Source organism: Vagococcus salmoninarum (assembly GCF_003987495.1).
Taxonomy (GTDB): Bacteria; Bacillota; Bacilli; order Lactobacillales; family Vagococcaceae; genus Vagococcus_D; species Vagococcus_D salmoninarum.
Genome location: NZ_NGJU01000003.1, coordinates 29,017 through 53,214 on the forward strand (window position 1 = coordinate 29,017; position 24,198 = coordinate 53,214).

At 37.9% G+C, this 24,198-nt stretch carries 23 protein-coding genes; 1 reads left to right on the forward strand and 22 read right to left on the reverse strand.

The genetic code is table 11. The features are described from left to right. Positions 1–20: 20 nt before the first annotated feature. The 20 genes from CBF35_RS02765 to CBF35_RS02860 form a co-directional block, all read right to left on the reverse strand. Positions 21–1,142 (reverse strand): Nif3-like dinuclear metal center hexameric protein, encoded by a 1,122-nt coding sequence (locus CBF35_RS02765; RefSeq protein WP_126778371.1) that lies wholly within the window; start codon positions 1,140–1,142, stop codon positions 21–23. Beyond that, positions 1,139–1,840 (reverse strand): tRNA (adenine(22)-N(1))-methyltransferase, encoded by a 702-nt coding sequence (locus CBF35_RS02770; protein ID WP_126778373.1) that lies wholly within the window; start codon positions 1,838–1,840, stop codon positions 1,139–1,141. Before CBF35_RS02770 ends, CBF35_RS02765 begins: the two co-directional genes overlap by 4 nt. Before the next feature lie 63 nt (positions 1,841–1,903). Continuing rightward, the gene (locus tag CBF35_RS02775; RefSeq protein ID WP_126778375.1) at positions 1,904–2,362 is read right to left on the reverse strand and encodes a hypothetical protein; all 459 of its coding nucleotides are present in this window, start codon (positions 2,360–2,362) and stop codon (positions 1,904–1,906) included. Positions 2,363–2,518: 156 nt separating this feature from the next. Further along, on the reverse strand, positions 2,519–3,634 hold the full coding sequence (gene rpoD, locus CBF35_RS02780; protein WP_126778377.1) for an RNA polymerase sigma factor RpoD: 1,116 nt from the start codon (positions 3,632–3,634) through the stop codon (positions 2,519–2,521). Between the two features lie 20 nt (positions 3,635–3,654). After that, on the reverse strand, positions 3,655–5,514 hold the full coding sequence (gene dnaG, locus CBF35_RS02785) for a DNA primase (protein ID WP_126778378.1): 1,860 nt from the start codon (positions 5,512–5,514) through the stop codon (positions 3,655–3,657). Positions 5,515–5,749: 235 nt separating this feature from the next. Continuing rightward, complete coding sequence (locus CBF35_RS02790; RefSeq protein ID WP_126778380.1) at positions 5,750–7,312, reverse strand: PASTA domain-containing protein; 1,563 nt, start codon at positions 7,310–7,312, stop codon at positions 5,750–5,752. Next, positions 7,305–7,979, reverse strand: a complete 675-nt coding sequence (locus CBF35_RS02795; RefSeq protein WP_126778382.1) for an ABC transporter ATP-binding protein — start codon at positions 7,977–7,979, stop codon at positions 7,305–7,307. Before CBF35_RS02795 ends, CBF35_RS02790 begins: the two co-directional genes overlap by 8 nt. A 13-nt stretch (positions 7,980–7,992) precedes the next feature. Next, entirely contained in the window at positions 7,993–9,555 is a 1,563-nt protein-coding gene (locus CBF35_RS02800) for an ABC transporter permease (protein ID WP_126778384.1), read from the reverse strand. Between the two features lie 181 nt (positions 9,556–9,736). Further along, positions 9,737–10,117: a RidA family protein gene (locus tag CBF35_RS02805; protein WP_126778385.1), complete on the reverse strand. Its 381-nt coding sequence runs from the start codon at positions 10,115–10,117 to the stop codon at positions 9,737–9,739. Between the two features lie 22 nt (positions 10,118–10,139). Next, positions 10,140–12,227 (reverse strand): glycine--tRNA ligase subunit beta, encoded by a 2,088-nt coding sequence (gene glyS, locus CBF35_RS02810; protein ID WP_126778387.1) that lies wholly within the window; start codon positions 12,225–12,227, stop codon positions 10,140–10,142. Position 12,228: 1 nt separating this feature from the next. Then, positions 12,229–13,131, reverse strand: a complete 903-nt coding sequence (glyQ, locus tag CBF35_RS02815; protein ID WP_126778389.1) for a glycine--tRNA ligase subunit alpha — start codon at positions 13,129–13,131, stop codon at positions 12,229–12,231. A gap of 519 nt (positions 13,132–13,650) precedes the next feature. Beyond that, positions 13,651–14,475 (reverse strand): DNA repair protein RecO, encoded by an 825-nt coding sequence (gene recO, locus CBF35_RS02820; protein ID WP_126778393.1) that lies wholly within the window; start codon positions 14,473–14,475, stop codon positions 13,651–13,653. A gap of 103 nt (positions 14,476–14,578) precedes the next feature. Further along, on the reverse strand, positions 14,579–15,484 hold the full coding sequence (era, locus tag CBF35_RS02825; protein ID WP_126778395.1) for a GTPase Era: 906 nt from the start codon (positions 15,482–15,484) through the stop codon (positions 14,579–14,581). Positions 15,485–15,521: 37 nt separating this feature from the next. Beyond that, positions 15,522–15,932 (reverse strand): diacylglycerol kinase family protein, encoded by a 411-nt coding sequence (locus tag CBF35_RS02830; protein ID WP_170174696.1) that lies wholly within the window; start codon positions 15,930–15,932, stop codon positions 15,522–15,524. After that, complete coding sequence (gene ybeY / locus CBF35_RS02835) at positions 15,910–16,386, reverse strand: rRNA maturation RNase YbeY (protein ID WP_126778397.1); 477 nt, start codon at positions 16,384–16,386, stop codon at positions 15,910–15,912. Before ybeY ends, CBF35_RS02830 begins: the two co-directional genes overlap by 23 nt. Before the next feature lie 2 nt (positions 16,387–16,388). After that, entirely contained in the window at positions 16,389–18,590 is a 2,202-nt protein-coding gene (locus tag CBF35_RS02840; RefSeq protein ID WP_126778399.1) for an HD family phosphohydrolase, read from the reverse strand. A 75-nt stretch (positions 18,591–18,665) separates the two neighbouring features. After that, positions 18,666–19,628, reverse strand: a complete 963-nt coding sequence (locus CBF35_RS02845) for a PhoH family protein (protein WP_170174700.1) — start codon at positions 19,626–19,628, stop codon at positions 18,666–18,668. A 167-nt stretch (positions 19,629–19,795) separates the two neighbouring features. Next, positions 19,796–20,245, reverse strand: coding sequence for a GatB/YqeY domain-containing protein (locus tag CBF35_RS02850; RefSeq protein ID WP_126778401.1), 450 nt, complete (start codon positions 20,243–20,245; stop codon positions 19,796–19,798). Between the two features lie 25 nt (positions 20,246–20,270). Further along, complete coding sequence (gene rpsU / locus CBF35_RS02855) at positions 20,271–20,447, reverse strand: 30S ribosomal protein S21 (RefSeq protein ID WP_023605663.1); 177 nt, start codon at positions 20,445–20,447, stop codon at positions 20,271–20,273. A gap of 153 nt (positions 20,448–20,600) precedes the next feature. Continuing rightward, complete coding sequence (locus CBF35_RS02860; RefSeq protein ID WP_126778403.1) at positions 20,601–21,035, reverse strand: Fur family transcriptional regulator; 435 nt, start codon at positions 21,033–21,035, stop codon at positions 20,601–20,603. Positions 21,036–21,107: 72 nt separating this feature from the next. Here CBF35_RS02860 and CBF35_RS02865 point away from each other — a divergent pair, with 72 nt between their 5' ends. Next, positions 21,108–21,935 carry a pyruvate, water dikinase regulatory protein gene (locus CBF35_RS02865; protein WP_126778405.1) on the forward strand — a complete coding sequence of 276 codons (828 nt, stop codon included), beginning with the start codon at positions 21,108–21,110 and terminating at the stop codon, positions 21,933–21,935. Positions 21,936–22,003: 68 nt separating this feature from the next. Here CBF35_RS02865 and thrB read toward each other — a convergent pair whose 3' ends face one another. Further along, positions 22,004–22,864 carry a homoserine kinase gene (gene thrB, locus CBF35_RS02870; protein ID WP_126778407.1) on the reverse strand — a complete coding sequence of 287 codons (861 nt, stop codon included), beginning with the start codon at positions 22,862–22,864 and terminating at the stop codon, positions 22,004–22,006. A gap of 24 nt (positions 22,865–22,888) precedes the next feature. Beyond that, the gene (locus CBF35_RS02875; protein WP_126778409.1) at positions 22,889–24,175 is read right to left on the reverse strand and encodes a homoserine dehydrogenase; all 1,287 of its coding nucleotides are present in this window, start codon (positions 24,173–24,175) and stop codon (positions 22,889–22,891) included. Between the last annotated feature and the right edge of the window lie 23 nt (positions 24,176–24,198).

The window sequence follows — 24,198 nt, forward strand, 5'->3', positions numbered from 1 at the left end:
AAAAAATCGCCTCTTTCAGTTTAGTAAAATTTAAAAGGATTTGTATTTTCAGTTGATTCAATTAATTCTAAATCCCAATTTTCAGTTTGTTGCCATTCACGACACATTGCCAAAATTCTTGACTGACATAAGACTTCAATGTGATGACCAGGGTCAATCACCGCTAAACCTTCTGCTAACATGTCATGGGCGGTATGATAATACACATCACCTGTAATGTAAACATCAGCCCCAGCTTTCAGAGCATCACGGTAAAACTTCTCACCACTCCCACCACAGATTGCCACTCGCTGAATCATTTTTCCAGGGTTATCTGCGATTAAACGCACGCCATCTAACTTAAAGCTCTCTTTTACTTTTTCAACAAATTTTTCTAAAGTGATCGCCTCAGTTAAATTACCAATGCGGCCTAAGCCATATTGTTTAGGGGGATTTGCTAAGTAGTACAAATCATAACCAGGTTCTTCGTAAGGGTGATGTGTCATTAGGGCTGCTAGAACATTTTTTCGAACAGTTTCCAATAAAATCATCTCAATTTTAACTTCTGAAACAACTTCTCTTTGATTAACTTTTCCGATAGTTGGTTCGGCCTGGTTAATTGGTGTGAAGCGGCCTTCTCCTTGCGAGGTAAAACTGCACCCTTCATAGTTTGTACCAATTTGTCCGGCACCGGCTTCAATTAATTTTTCCCGTAAATGCTCAGCAGCTGCTTCCGGAACGTAAACAGCTAACTTTAAATAAGGGATTTCATGAGTCAGACTCACAAATTCTGGTTCTTGAATTTTTAAAACATCACAAAACCAATCATTTAACCCATCTTCAACAATATCCATATTCGTATGGGCGGCATAAACTGCAATGTCATGTTTTAATAAATCAGCATACATCTTGTTTTGGGGGTTACTTAAGCTTAATTCTTTAATTGGTCGAAAGATGACCGGGTGCTTTGCAACAATTAAGTCGACTTTCTTAGTAATCGCCTCAGCAACGACTTCTGGTCGAACATCTAAAGTAAACATGACTTTATGAATCGGCTTATCTAAACTGCCAAGATTCAAACCAACAGGATCCCCAGCTTCAGCTAAAGCTAAAGGAAAGTGTTCTTCAAAACGTTTGATAAAAGTTGTTCCTAAAATACTCATCCAATAACCTCCTTAATTTCAGCAATTTCTTGGGTCACTTCTGCTATCTTAGCTTGTTGTAAACTCTTAGCTTTTTCCAATTGTTGTAAGACATAGCCACGGTGAACTAACTCAGACTGCCACTTTGCAACAAAATCCGTTCCCCTAGCTAAAAGTAAGAAAGGGCCAAATGTCAATTCACGTTGACTATACTCTGGTGCCTCTGTGGCTTTTTCAGCTACAATAATTTCATAAAATTTCCCATCTTCAGTTAAAATGTCTTCAGCAATGATGTGATAAGCATGAGCCACTAACCATTTTCTCAGTGTCTTTTCACCAATGTTTGGTTGTAAAATCAAGCGTTCCCGACCAGTTAGAATGTCTTGCTCGAAACCTCTTTGAAGGATTTGACTAATCAAAGAGCCACCCATGCCGGCAATTGTAATTGCTGAGACATCGTCTTTTTTGTTAATTACTTCTAAACCATTACCTAAGCGGACACTGATGTGAGCACTTAGACCTAAGGCTGAAACTAAGCCTTGGGCGGCTTCAAAAGGCCCTTGCACAACTTCACCGGCAATTGCTGAGGTGATATTTTTATTCAACCATAACCATGCCGGTAAATAAGCATGATCGGACCCTATGTCAGCGATCCGATCTCCTTCAACAACATATTCGGCTACTTTGGCTAGTCTGGCTGATAGTTTTTCTTCATTCATAAAAACACTCCAAGATCTTTTATTTATTTACTAGCCATTATAACATTTTTAAGACTTACTTGCTTAGTTTCCTAATTTTTTAATTAAAACAATTGAAGCCCCTGGAATTTGTGGCGGCATTGAACGAGCCATCATTGGATTTTCTGGTAAAGTAACTTCAATCGAATCGCCGGCTTTAAAATCTTCAGCTTTAAATTCGCCGTCGACTTGCTTGATTTCAGCGTTTAAAACCACCCCTTCTTCACCGATTCCTTTAGCAATCTCAGTTGGATCTTCAACACTCTCAACATCAACTAAGAAAAAGCTAACATTCTCACCATCAACTGTTACGTCATCTTTTAATTTCCCTTTGATGATTGACTCTTTTTCTGTTGTTGCACTTGAGCTTTCTAAACTACTATCTTTCACTGAACTTTCCTCCTGGCTTGAAGCTGCTGGGGTCTTAGCATTTTGATTGCCACAGGCGCCGATAACTAGCCCTGCTACTATTAAAGTACTGACGATTAAGATTTTCTTTTTCAATTTAACCACTCCTTTTTTGAATGCTACTTGAGCACCTCTTACTTGTTATTTTACTATACTTAAAATTGAATTGTAAATATTTAGACTGAAAACATAAAAAAAACCTTTAAACTTGTTGTCTAAACCAAGTTTAAAGGCATAATTTGTTCGGATATTTTATTCTAAAAAGTCTTTTAATTGTTTAGAACGTGAAGGGTGGCGTAGTTTACGTAAGGCTTTCGCTTCAATTTGACGAATCCGTTCACGGGTTACGCCAAAGACTTTACCAACTTCTTCAAGGGTTCTAGTACGACCATCATCTAAACCGAAACGGAGACGTAGAACGTTCTCTTCCCGGTCAGTTAATGTATCTAAAACACTTTCTAATTGTTCTTTTAATAACTCATAGGCTGCATGTTCAGCAGGGCTAGTAGCATCTTGGTCTTCAATGAAGTCACCTAAATGAGAATCATCTTCTTCACCAATTGGCGTTTCTAGAGAAACTGGCTCTTGAGCGATTTTTAAAATCTCCCGAACTTTTTCAGTTGGTAAATCCATTTCCGCACCGATTTCTTCTGGCGTAGGTTCCCGCCCTAAATCTTGGAGTAATTGACGTTGGATGCGGATTAATTTATTAATCGTTTCAACCATGTGGACTGGAATTCTAATTGTTCGAGCTTGGTCAGCAATCGCACGTGTAATCGCTTGACGAATCCACCAAGTAGCATACGTTGAGAATTTAAAGCCTTTCGTATGGTCAAATTTTTCAACGGCTTTCATTAGTCCCATATTACCTTCTTGAATTAAATCTAAGAACTGCATGCCACGTCCAACATAACGTTTAGCAATACTGACAACTAAACGTAAGTTAGCTTCAGCTAATTTTTGCTTAGCTTCTTGGTCCCCTTCTTCAATTCTTAAAGCTAATTGCACTTCTTCTTCAGCTGTTAGTAATGACACTCGGCCGATTTCTTTCAAGTACATTCTAACTGGATCATTAATTTTAACACCAGCTGGGGCTGAAAGGTCTTCTTGCACTTCTTTTTTATTGATTTTTTCTTCTTTTTTCAGACTACGCTCAGCCGGTTCACCTGACTCATCAACAACACTAATTCCTTGGTCTTCAACTTTTTGAATCAAGCTATCCATACCATCTGAATCAAGTTCATAAGGCGTTGCTATTTTATTTGTTAACTCATCATATAATACTTCACCTTTTGGTTTGTATTCTTTAATAAATGCTGTGACTGCTTTTGCGTAAGTTACTTTTTTTACTTCTACTTCTTTTGCCACGGAAGAAAGCCCCCTTTATATTATCGTACACTTTTTAATTCTCTTTGAATATTTATAATTTCAACAGCTAGTTCTTGTTCTAACTGTTTATTCCCTAAACGACTTGCTTCTCTCTGTTCACTAATTTTTAATTGTTTGATAGCCTCTAAACGATCTTTTTGAATAGCGACAATGTAATCATCGATTTCTTTCAAAGAACTTTCTTCTGACATTTCAATGTAAGAGATTTTGACGAAGGTTTCTTTTAAATAATCCGCTCGTAAATAATCAACAAAATCCGCTGCTGAAAAGGACCCTTGGGTTAACATATAATCGTTGAAATGATTATATAACTCTTGGTAAACGTCTCGGATAAAAGAAAAATCTTTTAACTGACTCACTTTCCCTTGAACGGCTCGTTCATGCATTATTCGATAAAGTAACATTTGTTCCGCCTTTTCACCTAAAGATAAGCTCTTAACTTGATATTCTTTCGGCTGATGGGGTTCAATTCGACGCTGCTCCGGCTTCGTTCTTTGCCGGTTAGCCCGTTCTGTTTCACGGCCTTCTTGTTTCTGACCTTTGATTTCACTCTGAATCGCGTCAACTGAGACACCAAACTCTTGCGATAACTGATTGACGTAAACTTCCCGTTCAATCACTGAAGGGACTTTGGCAAGCTCTTTAACTAACTCTTGGAGATAATTAAACCGCTCTTGCTCATTTTGTAAATTTTTACCTTTTTTCAAGTAATTCATTTTAAACGTGAAGCGAGTTTCACGACCAGTTTTGACTAAACTAACAAAACCATCAGCACCATACTTCCGAATATAATCATCAGGGTCTAGCCCTTCAGGAAAGCTGACAATGTTCAAGTCGAGGGTTGACACTTCACTAAGTAATTCTAAGCCTCGATTAGTTGCTTCGATCCCCGCACTATCACCATCATAACAAAAGACTAAAGATTTCGACGCACGTTGAATCATTTGAATTTGTTCATTTGTCAAACTCGTTCCCATTGAAGCAACACCAGACTTAACTCCAGCATTCCAAGCAGCGATAACATCCATAAAGCCTTCAAACAAAAGTAGCTCCCCATCTTTACGTGCCACAGCTTTCGCTTTGTCAAAGTTAAATAAGGTTTGCCGTTTATTGAAGATGTCTGTTTCTGGACTATTTAAATACTTAGGCATCCGACTCGTATCAACTGTTTCTGTTGGTAATACGCGGCCAGAGAAAGCAATAATCTTACCTTGGCTATTACGAATTGGAAACATGATACGCTGATAAAAGCGATCGAGACGTTCCCCTGATTCCCGTTGGGTCATCAAACCAGAACTTTCAATCAGTTCATCTGAAACTTGCTCATTTTCAAAGACTTTTTGTAAAAGAATGCGTTCATTTGGTGCAAAACCAATTTGGAATTCTTCGATTAACTCAGTTGTCAATCCCCGTTCTTCTAAGTAAGTTAAGGCTTCCGCCCCAGCTTGCGTATTTAACAAGATATGGTGATATAACTCTGAGGCTTTTTCGTGAAGTTTGATTAATTCTTGGTTTTGCCGTTGCTGAGGACTTGCCTCAGGGCCAGCGTCGGCACTTAAATCAAAATCAATTGCCACATGGGCAATATCAGCAACTTTACTAACTGCTTCTGGAAAGGAAATCCCATCAACCTCTTGTAAAAACTTAAAAACATTTCCACCTTTACCACAGCCAAAACAATGATACATTTGTTTGTCTTCAGCTACTGAAAAGGAAGGGGAACGCTCTTCGTGAAAAGGACATAAACCAAAGTAGTTTTTACCTGATTTTTTCAACTGGACATGTTGACCAACAACGTCAACAATATTTGATTGTCGTCTGACTTCCTCAATCACTTCTTGAGGAATTCGTTGTGCCATATTTTTCACCCCACAATCTAACTGATGCAGTCACCAGTTATCAAAGGTCGCACTAAACAATGATTCGTTTAGCACGACCTATATAAACGTACACAAATATACATAGTCTATTATAGCACAATTAGGAAGATTATCAATCTTAACCTTTCAGAAAACTTTCTGCTCGGCTAGAACAGAAAAACTACTTTAAAGCCTAATCAGTGACTGATTTGCTTTAAAGTAGTTACCTTTTTAATTATTCGCCACTGTCTTCTTCAGGTGTTTCCTCTGGGACTTCCTTGTCGCCACCACTTTCAGGTCGTGGACTATCAGTTGGTTTGCCCGCTTTACTGCCATTACTAATAGCAATACTAACGACATAATCCATGGCTACAAATTGGTTATAAGCCCCCATGTCAACGACTGTTCCACGCGTTTCCGCTGAATCAACATAGTAAGTAGTATAACTAATGTTCGCGCCTTTAGAACGGTAATCGTCAAAGAATAATTTATCGAGATCCCCTTCAAGTTGACCGAAGTAACTTCTTAAATAAGGTTTCCCGGCAGAATAAACTACCGTAATTGGTTTAGGTTCTTTAATCTTAACTTTTGTACCAGCTTCTTCACTTTGAGAAATCAACTGACCATAAGGGATCTCTGAATTAAAGACGGTCTTAACTGTTACGACTAGACCATCAACAGTACTAGCTGTTTCCGGATTCTTTTCAGCAAAGTTCGGAATAGTTACAGCTTTACCAATTGAAATTTCAACTGACATACTGTCTCGTTTCGCTACTTTAGTGCCTTTCGGAATACTTTGGGAAACAACGCCCCCTTCTTCAATGGTGTCTGAATCGATTTCTTTATACGTCATCTTAATTTCGTTAGTTTTAACCCATGTCTCCACATCAGATTTGGCTTTTTTAGCAAAATCTGGCACTTCCACATCTTTTTCAAAAACTTCTTTGCCTTTAGAAAAATAAATAATCGCCTTATCTTCCCGTTTATATGTTTCAGCTTTAACTTCTTTGTTAGTAATTTCTTGTTTAATGAAATCACCTTTTTTGATTTTATCATTGTATTCTTCTAAAACTGATAAATTTTCTGCCTTATGCTCTTCTACCCACTCATCAGCAGTTTGTTTCGTCATTTTCGCGAAATCAGGTAAAGGAATAACTTCTTCTGGGTCAGGGCCTAAACTAGACGTTAATTTGACTGTTGATTTTTTCTTGACTTGTTTGCCAGCTTTCGCATTTTGCTTAACAATGACGTTCACATCTTTATCAAAATCATACTCTTGCTTTAAGTCAATCGTCACATTGTTCTCTGATGCCCATTCCCGGGCTTCAACTGTGGTTTTACCAACAAAGTCAGGCATTTTAACATGACTCATGGCGTAGTACACCCAGAATAGCAGAAGTGCCGCTAAAACACCTAAAGTTGAAGCAATAATGATTTTCCGTTGTTGCCGCTTTTTATAGGTTGGATCAATCACTGTTTCTTCTTCGTTAGAAGGGGCTTTTGGCTCGCTAACTTCCTCAAGTAATAAGTCTTCAGGTTTAATAAAAGCTTGATCTTCAATGCCACCATCGCTACTGTCAACAAGTGGAGCTTCTAAATTAGCTTCATTCGTTGCCCCTTCATTAACATCAGCAACTTCAACTTTTACTTCTTCTGTTGATTTTTTTACTTGACTACGCTTTTTCCGACTGGCGGAAGTCTCTTCAGTTTGAGTCGTCCCCTCAGTCTTTTTACCTTTTTTTTCACTTAATGTTTTTTTATAATTTGATTGGTCAAAATTCGAAAGAAAATCACTCATCTTTTTTCAACATCCCTTTTCTCAAATAAAATGTTTCATCTGATTTTTCAGCAATTTCATTGGAGTGGGTAACTACAATGACACATTTATTATGTTCGTGTGCTAAAGTTTTAAAGATTTGAACGATTTCCTCTTCCATCTCTTCGTCTAAGTTCCCAGTTGGCTCATCGGCTAAGATGACATCAACGTTAGTCGCTAAAGCGCGAGCAATCGCTACCCGTTGTTGTTCTCCTCCTGAAAGTTTGTTAACAAGACGGTCAGCTTTAGTCCGGACAATGCCAATGTAGTCTAGTAAGTTATAAGCTACTTCTTTTTCATTGTCTGGTAAGTCATTTTCAGTAATTGACATCGGTACTTGGACATTTTCAGCTGCCGTTAAATAAGGAATCAAGTTGTAACTTTGGAAAATAATTCCGATGTTGTTACGACGGTAGTTTTCATAACCAATTTCCTTAATATCTTTGCCGTTAAAAAGAATCTTACCTTCTTTTGGACTATCTAAAGCACTAATTAATGAAAGGAAGGTTGTTTTTCCAGAACCAGATTGACCTAGAATTGTATAAAACTTTCCTTGTTCAAAGGACACACTTGTGTCTTTTAAGATAAAACGTCGTTTGTCTCCATCTTGGTAATAATAATTCACTTTTTGAGTTTCAATAATCGCCATTAGTATTCCTCCCTTACATCATTATTTTCTTCGGATTAAGTCGTAAAATATAAATCAATGGAATAATTGTTGATAATAAGACTGTGCCGATACCAACAATATAGAAGCTAATAATATAGCCTAGTGATAATGAGACTTTGTAAGAATCAGCTACTTCAGAGTTGCCGATTTGATTACCAGTTAAGTTTTGTAACTGCCAATCATCATAACCACCTTGATTTTGATTGTCTTCTTGAGCTTTCATTTGGGTTTCCATCAATGAACCTGAAACACCTTTCGCTAGCACATTACCAGTGAAGACTGATAAAGAAATCGCGACAAAGGCAATCACAGCTACTTCAATCACAATTTGGCCAATCACTTTTGTCCGTTTTTCACCTAGTGACAAGTAAACTCCTAATTCATGTTTACGGTCACGTAAGAATAGTAAGACAACTAAAGAAATAATTAGCAATGTCGCTGCTACTGATACGATGATGACATAATTAGCAATTTTTGACATATTTTTAACTGGGCCTGCAATTGAATCATACTGATCCGTTGATAAAAGCACTTTATTATATTTGTTGGCTAATAATGGCGTTGCTTCCGTTCTGAAAGCTTCAGCATCTTCTGGTGTTTTCAAAACAAAGTAAGGCGTTAAGTAATCATCAATCTTACTATCTTCTGGTTCACTTTCTTCTTCACCATACATTTCTTTCATTTCTGGGAATTTATTAATTAAACCTGCGCGATAATTTTTTTGGTTTTCAAAAATAATTTTGTTCGGAGCATAGATTGTATTGTATTGCTCGTTGTCCATGTACTCTTGCTCGCCGCCCATATTGTTCTTATCATCTTTTTTCTTTGACTTTTCTTGTTGAACTAAGTTAAAGATACCAATGACTTCATAAGGTTGATCTTGGACAAATACTTCAACTTTTTTAGCCTCTTCATCTTCTTCACCACTAGACATGTCCATGCCCATGTCATTTGAACCGGTGGCGTCAATGACCATCGTGTCGCCGACTTTTAAATTATTCGTTTCTGCAAATTTAGTTGAAATTAAAGCAACGGCTTTGCCACTTTCTATTTCAGCTTCTTCAAATACTCGTCCCTCTTTTAAAGCAATCTTTTTCTCTTCAATATCAAAGACTTTAGGGTAGTTAACACCTTTAAGATTTAAGTAGTTTGACACCCCTGCTGGTCCACCAAATGACATTGACTCAGGGTCTGAATTATACATTTTAAGTTTATTTGTACCAGGGTAGTCACCGATACTATAATCATAATATTTTACATAAGGCAGTTGACCAATTGTTTCAATTTCCTTAAGCTTAACTGACTCAAAATATTTGTCATCGATTTCGCTTTCGCCACTTTGGTCAATTTCTTTTTCATATCTTGCGTAATCCATCGTAATTGTTGCTGTTCCACCTAGTTGACTTTTTATGTTTTTCTCAACACTTTTAGTCGCTTGTTGAATTGAGATAGATCCGGCAATAACGTTACCTAAAATAAACACTACTGCAAAAAGGATAATAGATTTTCCTTTACGGCGAGTCACACTAGCCAGTGCTCGTTTGAAATAATTCATAGATAGCTCCTCCATTTTCATCACATTTTATGTTAATTTGACTATACCATAGTCAAATTCCAAATACTACGATATTCATTAAGAGAAATCTTGCAATATTGTCATGTACTTTTCAAAAATAATCTGCGTTAAAAAAGACGTTATTCTAGTGAATAACGTCTTTTTCAGAGTGCAGTTCAAATTAACTATTCGTTTCCGCGATAAATTCAATTTCAACTAGGGCGTCTTTTGGTAAACGGGCAACTTCGACACAAGATCGCGCTGGAAACTCACCTTCAAAGTAGGAGCTGTAAACTTCGTTAAAAATCCCGAAATTTTCCATGTCTGATAAAAAACAAGTGGTTTTGATAATTTTCTCAAAAGAACTATCCCCTGCAGCTAAGAGTGCTTTAATGTTTTCCATGACTTGACCTGTTTGTTTCTCAATCAGTGGACTAACTAACTCGCCGGTAACTGGATTCATACCCAATTGTCCCGATGAATATAAGATTCCTTGGACAACTTTCCCTTGGACGTATGGTCCAATCGCAGCTGGTGCTTTAGTCGTTTTAATTACTTTCATCTCAGGGCTCCTTCAGAAATTTTTATTTGACAACTAATAAATCTAAACTTGCAAAAGATAAGACAAGACGGGCAATTTTGAAAAGTTGACGTAGGCGATTGGCTTTAACTGCTTCATCGTCTGCCATAACCATCGTTTCAGCTAAGTAAGCTTCAATTAATGGGTGTAAGTCTTTTAAGGCTTCATAACTTTCTGGTAACGTTTGGGTTAAGACATTGTCTTCAATTTTCGCTACCGCTTGATACAAGTCTTTCTCAGCTTGGTTTTCAAATAACTCAGGTGCCACCGATTCAGTGATCGTGCCTGGGAATAATTCTTCCCCTTTAACAGCTAAGTTCATGACACGAGTCAAGGCTTCAACTGTTGGCTTAAATTCAACTTCTTCGTGACGATTTCTTAAAATTGTTGCAGCGTCAATCATTTTCACTAAGTCTTGTTGTTCAGAATTCGTCACTGCTTCGATGATGTCATGACGAATGCCTTTAATTGATAAGAATTGTTTCATCCGAGCTTTAACAAAGTCCGTAACACCGGCTTCTGTATCTGCCAATTCAATACCATAGCGTTCGACATCACGATTGATAATTTCTGAAATTTCTTTTTGTAAGCGTAAAATCGGGAAATTCCAACCTTTATCAGCAACAATTCGGATAATGCCATAAGTTTGACGACGTAAGGCATAAGGATCGTTAGACCCACTTGGAATCATGCCGACGTTGAAGAAACTGACGACTGAATCTATTTTATCAGCAATCGCTAGGACCGCGCCAAGGTTTGATTGGGGCAGTTCACCTTCACTAGACGTTGGTAAATAATGCTCCCGAATGCCTTGGGCAACAGTTGCTTTTTCACCTTTCATAATTGCATACTTCTCTCCCATAATTCCTTGTAATTCTGGGAATTCTCCAACCATATTCGTCACTAAATCAAATTTATAAATAGCGGCTGCTCGGCTTAAATCAGCTAGTTCAGTTTCACTTAAACCGACTTCTTGACCGATTAGTTGGGCGATTGCTGCCACTCGTTCCATTTTTTCGGAAATTGAACCGATTTTCTCATGGAATGTCACATTTTTTAATTTCGTTAAACAGTCTTCAATTGTCAAGGCTTGATCATCTTTGTAGAAGAACTCAGCATCTTCTAAACGAGCCATTAACACTTTTTCATTCCCTTTAATGACATTTTCAAGATGATCCTCATTACCATTTCTAACAGAAACGAAATGTGGCAATAACTGACCTGCCGTGTCACGAACATCAAAATAACGTTGGTGTTCTTTCATTGACGTTACTAAGACTTCTTCAGGAATGCTTAAATATTTTTCTTCAAAGGCTCCTGCAAAGGCTGTTGGGTACTCAACTAAGTTATTAACTTCATCAAGCAATCCTTCGTCTAAATCGATTTGCCACTGATTATTAGTAGCAAGTTCGGCAATTTGTTTAACGATTAAGGCTTGACGCTCTTCACCATTGACGTAAACTGATTCCGCTAATAAAGCAGCTTCGTAGTCTTTCGCATTAGCAATCGTGGCTGTTTTTCCTAAGAAACGGTGGCCCCGTGACAAACGATCAGCTTTAATGTCTAAAATTTCCAACGGTAAAACAGTCTCATCTAGTAAAGCGACTAACCAATGAATTGGGCGAATGTATTTAAAGTCATTAGCACCCCAATGCATGCTTACTGGAAAGTTGATTTTTTTAACAACTGTCATAATCTCAACTAGGACTTCCCCAGCTGTTTTCCCTGGAACAAATTTATTAATATGGACGTATTCAACGCCTTTGATCTCTTTAAAGAAAATATCATCGGTAGTCATCCCTTGCCCCCGGACAAAACCTTGAGCGGCTTTTGACCAGTTACCTTCAGCATCTAAGGCGATTTTCTTCGCTGGCCCTTTAGCTTCTTCTTCAATATCGGCTTGTTTCTCAGCCAAGTTATTGATGCGGATTGCTAAACGTCTTGGTGTTGAAAAGTGTTCAATTGATTCAAAGTCTAAACGGTTTGCTTTTAAGAATTCCGCTGTTTTCTCTGTTAATTGTTTAATACTTGGCGTCACGATTCGGGCTGGCATTTCTTCTAAACCAACTTCTAATAAAAAATTGTGGGTCATCTTATTTTGCCTCCTTAACATCGGCTTGATTTAATAATGGGAATCCTAGTTTTTCCCGTTCAGCGACAAAGGTTTTCGCTAACTGACGGGCCATGTTTCTAATCCGTGAGAGGAAACCAGCTCGTTCCGTTACTGAGACTGCTCCTCGTGCATCTAATAAGTTAAAAGCGTGACTACATTTTAAGACATAGTCGTAAGCTGGATGGACCAAACCTGCATCAATACAGCGTTGGGCTTCTTTCTGATACATTTCAAATAAAGTAAAGAGCATTTCTTGATTGCTTTCTTCAAAAGCATATTTAGAATGTTCATACTCTGGTTGAATAAAGATTTCACCATATTTAACGCCATCTGTCCACTCTAAATCATAGACACTTTCAACTTCTTGAATGTAAGAAGCTAAGCGTTCAATCCCGAAAGTAATCTCACTAGTAACTGGTTTACACTCTAAGCCACCGACTTGTTGGAAATAAGTAAACTGGGTGATTTCCATGCCATCTAACCAAACTTCCCAGCCAAGACCAGCACAGCCCATTGAAGGATTTTCCCAGTTATCTTCAACGAAACGAATGTCATGTTCTAGGGGATTAATCCCTACTAGTTCTAAACTTTGCAAGTATAACTCTTGAATGTTATCCGGGGACGGTTTCATCACCACTTGGAATTGATGGTGTTGGAATAACCGGTTAGGGTTTTCCCCATAACGACCGTCATCTGGACGGCGTGATGGTTCAACGTAAGCCGCATTCCACGGCTCTGGTCCAATCGCCCGTAAGAATGTATAAGGACTCATCGTCCCTGCCCCTTTTTCTGTGTCATATGCTTGCATTAACATACAGCCTTGGTCAGCCCAAAATTTTTGAAGTGTTAAAATCATTTCTTGTACTGTTAATTTCTTTTTCATTACTATTCTCCTTTGCTTATTCTTTCATTTTTTGAGAAATCACTCACAGTAGCTTCTCTTAGTTTCCCTGTACGCCCTTGTCTTAGACTTCTACGTATTAAAAATACTAGAGTCAAGGCGCTTCTCAACATCTACTCACAGCCGAAAACAAGTCTCGTTATTCGTAGTGTTTCCTCAGAGAGAGGTGACAACGCATTTTCCTAAAGGAAAATCCCTTGTACTTCTCAACATCTACTCACTGCCTCGCCAAGTCTCGTTATTCGTAGTGTTTCAAAGCAAATAGTCCCTATGTCTGACAGGGGTTCTGTTAGACATAGGGACGAGTATAATCGCGGTTCCACCCTACTTCTGGTAATTTACCAGCAGCTTCGTTGAGGTTACTCGAGAGTGCCTTCAGTAATGGTTGATTTGATTGGCTCGCACTTTTCCAATCTCGCTTTGACACAACGGCTTACTTACTATTCTCTGTCATTGTAACTATTTAATTGTCTTTATGATAGCTCTTCTAACTACTATTTGTCAACTATCGATTTCTTTAGTTGGTTCTTGATGACTTTCAGGGGCTTTCCGTTTAGGAATCGTCATTGTTTTTTCCCAATCTTTCATCTCATCAATAAATTTTTTACTTTTTAAATGAATGCCTACAAACTCTTCGTAAATCATATCAATCGTTTGACGGATATCGACTTTAGTTTCCTCTTTTAGTTCGATACTTTTAATTTGATCTAAACTAATACTAGCAAACAACCGCATAAAATGAATGGCTCTTGGGCTGCCATGATAACGCCGCTCATCTAGTTGCCAATGTTTTTGACACAGAACACCTGAATACTGAGAAGAGAAATCAAAAGCTCCTTGAGTTTCACCACAAACCCCGCATTTTTCCCAATTAAAACTAAAGCCGAAGCGACTTAATAATTGAATTTCAAAAATATTAGTAATAATTTCTGGGTCTAAGCCTTCGTTTAAGTAAGTTAAGGCTTGTCTTAAAAAACCATATAAAGCTGGATCATACACCCGATCTTCAATTGCGACATCAGCGAGATTTAACATGTAAGTGGCATAAGCACTAACGAAGATATCTTGTTGAATCAAAGTATAAGAGGTTGTCTCTTTCGAATCATTTAAGAAAGACAAGCCATCTATTCGAAACTCTCCAACATACAAGGCTTCAGTAAAAGGTTGGATAGCTGCTGTAATACTATTATTTGGTCGGTTCGCATTTTTCACGAAAAACATTAACTTACCGTATTTTTCAGTAAATATTTTGACTAATTTGTCTTTTTCCCGATGATTTCGGGCGAATAAAACTAAGCCTTTCGACTCACCACTACTATTACTCAACCCACTCACCTCTTTCTATTGCTCTCTCTATCATACTCTCTTTTAGTCACATAAAACAAGAGAAAGAAAAGAGAGTTGATTTAGCATCAACTCCCACTTTATCTTAGTAATCCATCTCACGGTAACCATAATCTTGTAAGTGTTTTTGTTTATCACGCCAATTTTTTTGAACTTTAACCCACAGTTCTAAATAAACACCATTTCCTAATAAGTCTTCAATATCTTTACGGGCTTTAATACCGACATCTTTCAACATCTTGCCGCCTTTACCGATAATGATGCCTTTTTGACTTGAGCGTTCAACAATAATTGTGGCTTGAATATGAATTTTATCATTTTCATCACGACGCATGTCTTCAACAACAACGGCTACTGAATGTGGAACTTCCTCTCGAGTTAACAATAAAACTTTTTCTCGAACTAATTCTGAGACGATGAAATATTCTGGGTGATCCGTCACTTGATCTTCTGGGAAGTATTGCGGCCCTTCTGGCATTTCATTTTCTAACAACTCAATCATTTTTTCCACGTTGTTGCCTTCTGTAGCAGAAATCGGCACGATTTCTTTAAAGGTCATTTGTTGTGAATAATCTTCAATAATTGGGAACAATTTATCAGGATGAATCGTGTCAATTTTATTGATGACTAAGTATACCGGTGTTTGGTTCATCTTTAAGCGTTCAATGATAAAATCATCGCCACGTCCCCGTGGTTGCTCAGCACTTACCATAAAGATGATGGCATCCACTTCTCGTAAAGCACTATAAGCTGTTTCAACCATGAAATCACCTAAGCGATGCTTTGGTTTGTGGATACCTGGTGTATCAATAAAAATGATTTGCGACTCAGGCGTCGTATAGACTCCTTGAATTTTATTACGAGTCGTTTGGGCCTTGTCACTCATAATCGCAATTTTTTGACGAACGATTCTATTTAGTAATGTTGATTTTCCTACATTTGGACGGCCGATAATGGCAACAAATCCTGATTTATGTTCTTGTGAACTCATTTAGTTTCCTCTTTCTTAACTTAAGTATGACGCTTATTTATAAAAACCATTGCCAAATCTTCGGAAGAAATAGTAGTAAACCGACAAAGACTGCAAAACCGGCTGTTAATAACACGGCAGCTGCAGCCATATCTTTGACTTTCTTTCCGATGGAATGAAAATGATAATCTGTAACCATGTCGACAATATTTTCGACTGTTGTGTTAATTATTTCCATGACAACGACTAAAAAGATCGCTAAAACTAACCAAAGCCACTCAGGTAAACTTAACTGACAGACTAGACCGGCTAACAAGGCCAGTCCCCCAAAAATCACATGGCTCCGCATATTTCGCTCTTCTTTAAACACCGTTTTAAAGCCTTGGAGAGCAAATTCTAAAGAAGAGATAAAACTCTTATTTTTAACAATCTGTTCTTTTTTTTCTTTATCTTGCAAGCCCATAATCATTCAGAAGCTTTCCTTGTAATTCAAACATTTCTTTTTCATCTGCTGGCGTCATATGATCGTAGCCGTTCAGATGGAGAAAACCATGAACCGTTAAAAAACCTAGTTCTCTTTCAAAAGAATGTCCGTACTCTTCGGCTTGCTCTTTAGCCTTATCGATTGAAATCATAATGTCGCCAATATTTCGCGGCAATTGTTCATCCTCACTTTGGAAAATGACTGGCACTTCATCTTCACCTAATTCTTCTAAAGCAAAACTAATGACATCAGTGGCTTGATCTTTGCCACGATAATCACGATTAATTACTTGGATGCCTTGATTATCCATTAGTGTTACAGACATCTCGGTATTAGCTTCTAAAGCTAAGGCTTTGCCTGAAAAACTTAAAATAGCTTCAATTTGGGCTAAAAGTTCCTCAGTCACACTTCCTGTTTCGTCAATAATTGTGATGTCCATAATTATACTCTCGCTTCCTGTTCTTTCTTCATTTCTTCAGCTTCCGACTTCATTTTCGGGTATTTAATTCTTGAATGGAACGTGCTACATAAGCCATTGATTAATGACTTTTCAACAATTCTAATTTCAGCCATTGTTAAGCCTGTCTCATCAAGCTGGCCGTCTAATAACCGGTTTTTTATTAAGTCATTAACAAATTTTTTGATTTTATCATTCGTAGGGTGATCCATTGCTCGCACAGCAGCTTCACAAGTGTCAGCTAAACTAACTACCCCAGCTTCTTTAGTTAAAGGCCGTGGCCCTGGATAACGGAACTCTTGCTCTTCTGTCTCTGGATTACGCTCTTTGGCTTTTGAGTAAAAGAAGCCCATCAACGTTGTCCCATGATGTTGTTGACAAACATCGATAACTAGCTGAGGCATGTTTTCTTTTTGTAAAATTTTAACTCCTTCAGTAACATGGCTAAAGATAATTTCTTTACTGTCTTCTGGCAACAAGAAATTATGAGGATTTTCTGCCCCGTCAGGTAAGTTTTCAACGAAGAAGTTAGCATGCTTGATTTTGCCAATGTCGTGGTAGTAACAAGCCACTCGTGTTAATAATGAGCGACCACCAATATCAGCAACTGCATTCGCACTTAAACTAGCTACCATCATACTATGATGATAAGTTCCCGGTGCTTCTTCTAGTAACTTTTTAAGTAAAGGATGATTTGGATTACTTAATTCATTTAAAACTAAGACACTGTCATCGTTTAACATTAACTCAATATACGGATGGAGACCGACTGACATCAAGTAAGCAAAGCCGCCACCTAGTAGTGAACAAAGTAATGTCGTTAACGTTTTAGGATCAGCAAATTCCATCCCTTGGTAGGTTGCTACTACAAAGACGAACAACGTTGGAAAGACAATCAACCATAAAGCAGCTGCTCCTAATTGACGACCAATTCGTTCCCGTTTAATTAATGTCGCCATTAAACCAGTGAACATATAAGTAATAGTAATTAACACCATAGTACTCGTTCCTAATAAATCATAGAAAACAAACATCGAAAAGGCAACTTGAAACAAGGCCCCCATGATACTTGCCCGACGATTGATGAATAAGTTTAAGACGAGGGGTGTAAAGGCTGCTGGAAAGAGCATTGGGACAAATGAAGAGGCTTCGGTTTGAAATAACTGCAAAGCTTTCATTACGACAATCCCGACTAACATCATAAAGACATAAAACGTCGTAAAGCGGACTTTCTTCTCAACACCTGTTGTATGAAAAACTAAGTAGCCTAAAACAATTAATTGTAAGGCAATTAAAGAACCTAAGGCTACGATTGGAAAGATTGACGGTTCCCGACTAGTTAAGCCGAGTAATTCAAGTTTTTGAATGGCTCGAGTGTCGATTTGGACCCCTTCACGAACAATCACTTCCCCTTGATAAATCATCACTGGCTTAATATTGCTTTTTGCTTGTTCTCGCAGTTCTTCGGTTTTCTTATCATTGGCGGCTTCATTGACAACTAAGCCGCGGTTCACAATGTATTTAACTAACTGTTGGAGTTGCGTATTTAATTCTAAATATTGAATGTCATCTGTCGCTTTTTGACGAATTACCCCTAGAGTACTACTGCGAATCGGTTCTGACATATTCGTTTCAACTAGCTTAACGCCATTTTCCCGAACAGCTTTGAGCTCATCTTCAGTAATATCAAAAATCCCTTCATAAAAGACGGTGGGGAACCCTTGATAAAAGGCAATGTCATCTTGGTTAATCGATTCGAACTTCTTCTTTAACGCTGCAACTTTTTCTTCTTTCGTTGCTGGTCGAACAGCGTCTTTTTCTTTTTCTTTAGCGGCATTACGTTTTTGCTGATACTCTTTATCTGCATCAACATTGACTTCCGAAACTAAAGCGAATAATTGGTTAATTAATTCCCCTTGTTTCTTGCCGATTTCTTTGTCGTAATTGTATTCTGGACTGATTGCTTCAGCGGCTAACCGTTTCTTTTCTTCTGTTTCATAACGGTTTTCAATTGTTTTATTCGCTCTAATCGTTTCTTCTGCCAGTTGGCCTTCATTGATTGAGACAGCTTTTGGTCGCACGTTATTGTATAACAACACAAAACACAAGACAGCAAAAACAACACCTAAGCCAATCATGTATTTACGGCCAAGTTTCTTTTGCATTGAACTAAAATCTAATTTCATGATTAAACTCCTTACTGCTCCATTCTAAAAAAATAAATACGAGCACCTTTCAAGTTTTTCACTGAAAGTTGCCAGTTATTTAGTCTCTTCTTCATAAGCGTCAATTATTTCTGCTACAACTGGGTGTCGCACAACATCACTTGATTCAAATTTTACGAAACCAATTTTTTTAATGTGATTTAATGTTTTTTGGCCATGAACTAAGCCACTAGTAACGCCTCGCGGTAAATCAATTTGCGAAATATCGCCGTTGACAATCATCTTGGAATTAAAACCAAGGCGCGTAAGAAACATCTTCATTTGAGCAATTGTCGTATTTTGCGCCTCATCTAAAATAACAAAAGAATCTTCAAGTGTTCGCCCACGCATATAAGCTAGGGGGGCGATTTCGATGACCCCTCGTTCCATTAAGCGATTCGTATGATCCATGCCAAAAACAGCGTGTAAGGCGTCATAGACTGGTCGTAGATACGGATCCACTTTCTCTTTCAAGTCCCCTGGTAGGAAGCCTAAGCTTTCCCCTGCTTCAACGGCTGGTCGCGTTAAGACAATCTTTTGAACTTCGCCCCGCTTTAAAGCCGCAACTGCCATAACAACTGCCAAAAAAGTTTTGCCGGTTCCAGCTGGTCCGATACCAAAAGTCACATCCCGGGCTTTAATCATTTCCACATATTGTTTTTGCCCATAATTTTTCACCCGGATAGATTTACCATCTTTATCTTTAATAATTTCACCGTCGTACATATCTGTAAAGTACTCAAGGGTTCCTTTATCAGCCATCTTTAATGCCGTGACAACATCCGGTGTACTGATTGGAATTTTTCGTAAAATTAACTGCTGTAATTTTTTAAAAATATCAATCACAATTTGAACAGGTAATTCAGAGCCGGTCACTTGAATAATTTCTCCACGAGTCAGAATAGTAACGTGCTGATTCTCTTCAATCAATTTTAAATGTTTATCATGAGTCCCCAAAAGTTGGGCAGCTTCATCCTGACTATTTAATTTAATTTCTAAAGACACATTTGTTTGTTCTATCAAAAAAAGAACAGCTCCTTTTTTTATAATAATCGCGATACTACCTCAAATAATACCACACTTTCGATTATCCTAAAAGAATCTTTCTTTTTTTAGCTTGCTTTCCTCATGAAATAGCTATGATTGCATCAAAAAAACCAACAGGATTACTCCCATTGGTTTCTATGTTATTTCTGTTGTAATAATTCCTTGACCATCCCATTGACTAAGTTACCATCAGCTTTGCCTTTAACTTTCGGCATAACGGCTCCCATGACTTTCCCAAACTCTGCTTGAGAGGTTGCTCCAGTCGCGGCAATCGCCTCACTGACAATTTGACGAACCTCAGATTCATCTAGTTGTTTTGGTAAATAGTTTTCGACAATAGTGATGCCCGCTTTTACTGTTTCAATCAAATCATCTCGACCAGCTTTTCCGTATTCAGTTATTGAATCACGGCGTTGCTTCATCTCTCGAGCTAAGACTGTCACTTCCTCATCGGTCGTTAAATCTTCGCCTTTAGCGATTTGTTCGTTTTGAACAGAAGCTTTTAACAATCTAAGAACATCTAAAGCTGGTTTATCTTTAGCTCTCATAGCTGTTTTTATATCTTCATTCAATTGGGTAAGAAGCGACATTAGGATCAGCTCCAATCATTGAAAACTAGAATTTCTTACGTTTTCTCGCGGCTTCAGATTTCTTCTTACGCTTCACACTTGGTTTTTCGTAATACTCACGTTTGCGGTATTCTTGCAAAGTACCAGTTTTTGAAACGGAACGTTTGAAGCGACGAAGAGCATCATCAAGAGATTCATTTTTCTTAACAACTGTTTTTGACATACAAATTCCCTCCCCCCGTGCTTAAAAAGTAACCGTTTTTCCTGTCACAAGTCATAAAACCGGACAACAAAAAACTGTTCTCTTAACATTATAGCGAATCTATTTTTTTACGTCAACTATCTTTCGCGATCTTTTTAATTATTTCTAGTTTTTTTAGTTATTTTTTAAACATTTTTCGCATTTCCCTAAAATTTCGAAGCGATGGCTTTCAATTAAACAGCCGGCTAATTGCTCTTTAAAGTAATCCATCGGACACATGGCAATTTCTCGGGTCGCCCCACAAGACGTACAAATAAAATGATGATGATGGCCGTGTTCGTGATGATTGCAATGAAATTTAAACTTTTTTTCACCACTTAGCTCTGTTTCTTCTAATAAGTGGATATCAGAAAAATCTTTTAAGTTACGGTAAATGGTATCATAACTAATTCCAGCATATTGCTGATTCATAAACTCGTAAACTTCTTTAGCACTCGTGTACTTATCTTCACTCATTAAAAAAGTTAGCATTGCTTCACGTTTCTTTGTGTATTTATAGCCTTGTTCTTTCATAACGGCTAGTGCTTCAACAATTCGATTATCTTCCATTTGAAATCAGCCCTTCCCTCTCTCAACTATGCTATAATATTAATTGAATAAAATCAAGGAAGGGACTTACTTATGACTAAAAAACCGATTTTTATTTATATTATTTCTGATTCTGCTGGGGAAACAGCCTCAAAATTGGCTCAAGCTTCAGTGGCCCAGTATGAAACATCAGATATTACCTTAGTCCGCAACACTTTCGTTCAAGAAGAAGCCGATTTATTAACATCTTTAGAAGATGCCCTAGCTGATAACGCCATGGTCGTCCATACGATGATTTCTGAAGAGTTTGTTAAAATCGCCAATAGTTTTTGCCATGAACATAATTTATTTTGCATGGATCTATTGTCGCCTTTAGTTAATGAGATTGCTCGTCGTTCAGATATTAAGCCTAATCGCGTCGCTGGTGCCGTACATTCCCTGGATCAAAACTATTTCAGCCGCATTAATGCAATGGAATTTGCTGTTAAGTATGATGATGGGAAAGACCCAAAAGGTTTCTTAGAAGCTGACATCGTCTTATTAGGAGTCTCTCGGACTTCTAAAACACCTTTAAGCTTATTTTTAGCAAATAAAAATTTAAAAGTTGCCAACTTACCTTTAATTCCTCAAGCCCATATTCCTAAACAGCTTTGGGAAGTTGACCCTAAAAAAATTGTTGGTCTCACAAACAATCCGAGTATTTTAAACAAAATTCGCCAAGAACGCATGAAAGCTTACGGTTTAAATCCTGAAACTGCTTATTCAAACATTGATAAAATTAAAGAAGAGTTAACTTTCGCAGCTGACCTCTATCAGAAACTTGATTGCCTCGTCATCAATGTGGCTGACTTATCAATTGAAGAAACAGCCTCTATCATTCTTGACAGCTTAGATTTACAAGAACATAGTTATTACGGATAAGTTACCATCTAACTATATTAATTCATAAAAAAAGCTGTGACTTCTAATAGTCACAGCTTTTTTGCTACTTAATAAACTTGAATGCCTTCTTTATCGATGGCTAAAACTTCCACTCGTCCTTTAAGCTTTAATTCTCTAATCTGAGCAACTAAGGCTTCAGTTTTTTCATAAGGTGAAAATGTCAAAATCGTTGGCCCTGCGCCACTTAAGACCGTGGCGTAAGCGCCGACTTGTTGGCTGACTTTTCTAATTGGCGCTAAATAAGGTACTAAGTGTCCTCGATATTTTTCATGCCACAAGTCCCGTTCCATCATTTTACCTGCCAAAGGTAAGTTACCATTTAAGACCGCACCAATCATCACATTACTGATACTACTAGCCGTTACCGCTTCTTGGTAATCAAGAGTTTTCGGTAAGACGTCTCGACTTTCACTCGTTAATAATTCTTGGTTTGGAATAAAGACAATTAAATCACAATCTGGAAAATGATGTTTGACACTGCTAACTTCCCGTTGATCATAACTTGCTACAACAAAGCCGCCGTAAATTGCTGGAGCGACATTATCAGGATGACCTTCTAACTCTGTCGCAATTCGTAATTTTTCACTGCGAGACAAGCCTAAGCCGCCTTCTCGATTAGCTAGTTCAATACCGGCAATAATTGCACTGGAGCTACTACCTAAGCCCCGGGAAGGTGGGATATCCGTTTGCATTTTCATTGATCGAGGGGCTAAGTCTGGCTTTAATTTCAAGGCTGTTTCAATAATTAAATTACTGGCGTCACTAGGAATCCCTGCCAAACTATGTTCGATATGCCATGTTTCAGCCAAATCACCTGTGTCTAAATGTAAGTATAAAGATAAGCCTATGCCACATGAGTCAAAACCACAACCTAAATTGGCACTAGTCGCTGGTATTCTAATTTTCATCTATTATCACATGCTTTCATTCATTTATTTGTCTAAAACTTCATAAGCGGCAATTAATTTAAATTCTGTTACGTCGTTAATCTGGTCGATAACTGTCATTAATTGCGCTTTAGTCATTTCATGCGTAATCGCGACAATTCGAGCTGAATCATTTGCTGATTTTTGTTGAATTAATTGATCAATGCTAACACCTGTCCCAGTAATAATTTCAGTTAATTTTAAAAATTGGCCAACTTTATCTACTACTTGAATCGATAAATAAAACTTCCCTTTGATTTCAGTTGCTGAGGTTAACTTCGTGTCACTCACATAACTATTAAATAAATAGCCATTAATGCCCAAACGACTGTTTTTAGCTACTGTGATTAAGTCACTGACGACACTCGTTGCTGTTGGTTTAGCACCTGCACCCGGCCCATAGTACATCGACTCTCGTACCCCAGAACTTTTAACGTAAACACCATTCATCTCATTTTGAACTGAGGCTAACGGATGGGACTTAGCAACTAAGACTGGCCCTACATTAGCAGAAACGCTGCCTTGATTTTTTTCCGCTGAGCCTATTAATTTAACTTCATAGCCAAGTTGTTGAGCCATTTGAATGTCAGCTTGAGCAATCCCGCGAATCCCTTGTTGTTCAATATCACCTACTTCTAAACTCATGCCAAAAGCAAATTGGCTAAGGATTGCGACTTTGTAAGCTGCATCAATGCCGTCAACATCATTGGTCGGATCACTTTCAGCAAAGCCTAGACTTTGAGCTTCTGCTAAGGCTTCCTCATAGGTGCTTCCTTCCGTTGCCATTTTACTTAACATGTAGTTAGTTGTCCCATTCAAAATCCCTTTAACACTCGTAATATTGTCCGCGGCTAAGCTATTAGCTATCGTCCGCAAAATCGGAATCCCGCCTGCTACACTCGCTTCATAATATAGATCCACTTTAGCTTTTTTAGCCGCACTAATTAATTCTTTGCCGTGTAACGCTAACAAATCTTTATTAGCTGTAACAACATGTTTGCCCTTAGCTAAGGCTTCTAAGATATACGTTTTAGCCGGTTCAATTTGACCGATTAACTCAACGACGATTTTAATTTCCGAATCATTCAAAATGTCTTCATAATTCGTAGTAAGTTCAATGTCATATTCTTCTGCTAAGGCTTTTTTAGCTGGGATATTTCTAACGAGTGCTTTTGAGACTAGAATTTCAACTCCGGTCACTTGGGATATTTTTTCTTGATGTTCCCTTAAAATGAGTGGCACACTTGCCCCAACTGTTCCTAATCCTAAAACTGCTACTTTTAACTTTTCCATTAATAACCCTCATTTCATTAGAC

Bases quoted from the DNA above. Each gene is read 5' to 3' on its own strand.
- CBF35_RS02800 (WP_126778384.1), bottom strand. From the start codon at position 9,555: ATGAATTATTTCAAACGAGCACTGGCTAGTGTGACTCGCCGTAAAGGA.
- era (WP_126778395.1), bottom strand. From the start codon at position 15,484: ATGAGTTCACAAGAACATAAATCAGGATTTGTTGCCATTATCGGCCGT.
- CBF35_RS02770 (WP_126778373.1), bottom strand. From the start codon at position 1,840: ATGAATGAAGAAAAACTATCAGCCAGACTAGCCAAAGTAGCCGAATAT.
- ybeY (WP_126778397.1), bottom strand. From the start codon at position 16,386: ATGGACATCACAATTATTGACGAAACAGGAAGTGTGACTGAGGAACTT.
- glyS (WP_126778387.1), bottom strand. From the start codon at position 12,227: ATGACCCACAATTTTTTATTAGAAGTTGGTTTAGAAGAAATGCCAGCC.
- rpsU (WP_023605663.1), bottom strand. From the start codon at position 20,447: ATGTCAAAAACAGTTGTTAAGAAAAATGAATCTCTTGATGATGCTCTT.
- CBF35_RS02840 (WP_126778399.1), bottom strand. From the start codon at position 18,590: ATGAAATTAGATTTTAGTTCAATGCAAAAGAAACTTGGCCGTAAATAC.
- CBF35_RS02850 (WP_126778401.1), bottom strand. From the start codon at position 20,245: ATGTCGCTTCTTACCCAATTGAATGAAGATATAAAAACAGCTATGAGA.
- glyQ (WP_126778389.1), bottom strand. From the start codon at position 13,131: ATGAAAAAGAAATTAACAGTACAAGAAATGATTTTAACACTTCAAAAA.
- CBF35_RS02795 (WP_126778382.1), bottom strand. From the start codon at position 7,979: ATGGCGATTATTGAAACTCAAAAAGTGAATTATTATTACCAAGATGGA.
- CBF35_RS02805 (WP_126778385.1), bottom strand. From the start codon at position 10,117: ATGAAAGTAATTAAAACGACTAAAGCACCAGCTGCGATTGGACCATAC.
- CBF35_RS02765 (WP_126778371.1), bottom strand. From the start codon at position 1,142: ATGAGTATTTTAGGAACAACTTTTATCAAACGTTTTGAAGAACACTTT.
- CBF35_RS02860 (WP_126778403.1), bottom strand. From the start codon at position 21,035: ATGGAAGATAATCGAATTGTTGAAGCACTAGCCGTTATGAAAGAACAA.
- CBF35_RS02790 (WP_126778380.1), bottom strand. From the start codon at position 7,312: ATGAGTGATTTTCTTTCGAATTTTGACCAATCAAATTATAAAAAAACA.
- CBF35_RS02875 (WP_126778409.1), bottom strand. From the start codon at position 24,175: ATGGAAAAGTTAAAAGTAGCAGTTTTAGGATTAGGAACAGTTGGGGCA.
- CBF35_RS02865 (WP_126778405.1), top strand. From the start codon at position 21,108: ATGACTAAAAAACCGATTTTTATTTATATTATTTCTGATTCTGCTGGG.
- thrB (WP_126778407.1), bottom strand. From the start codon at position 22,864: ATGAAAATTAGAATACCAGCGACTAGTGCCAATTTAGGTTGTGGTTTT.
- CBF35_RS02830 (WP_170174696.1), bottom strand. From the start codon at position 15,932: ATGATTATGGGCTTGCAAGATAAAGAAAAAAAAGAACAGATTGTTAAA.
- dnaG (WP_126778378.1), bottom strand. From the start codon at position 5,514: ATGGCACAACGAATTCCTCAAGAAGTGATTGAGGAAGTCAGACGACAA.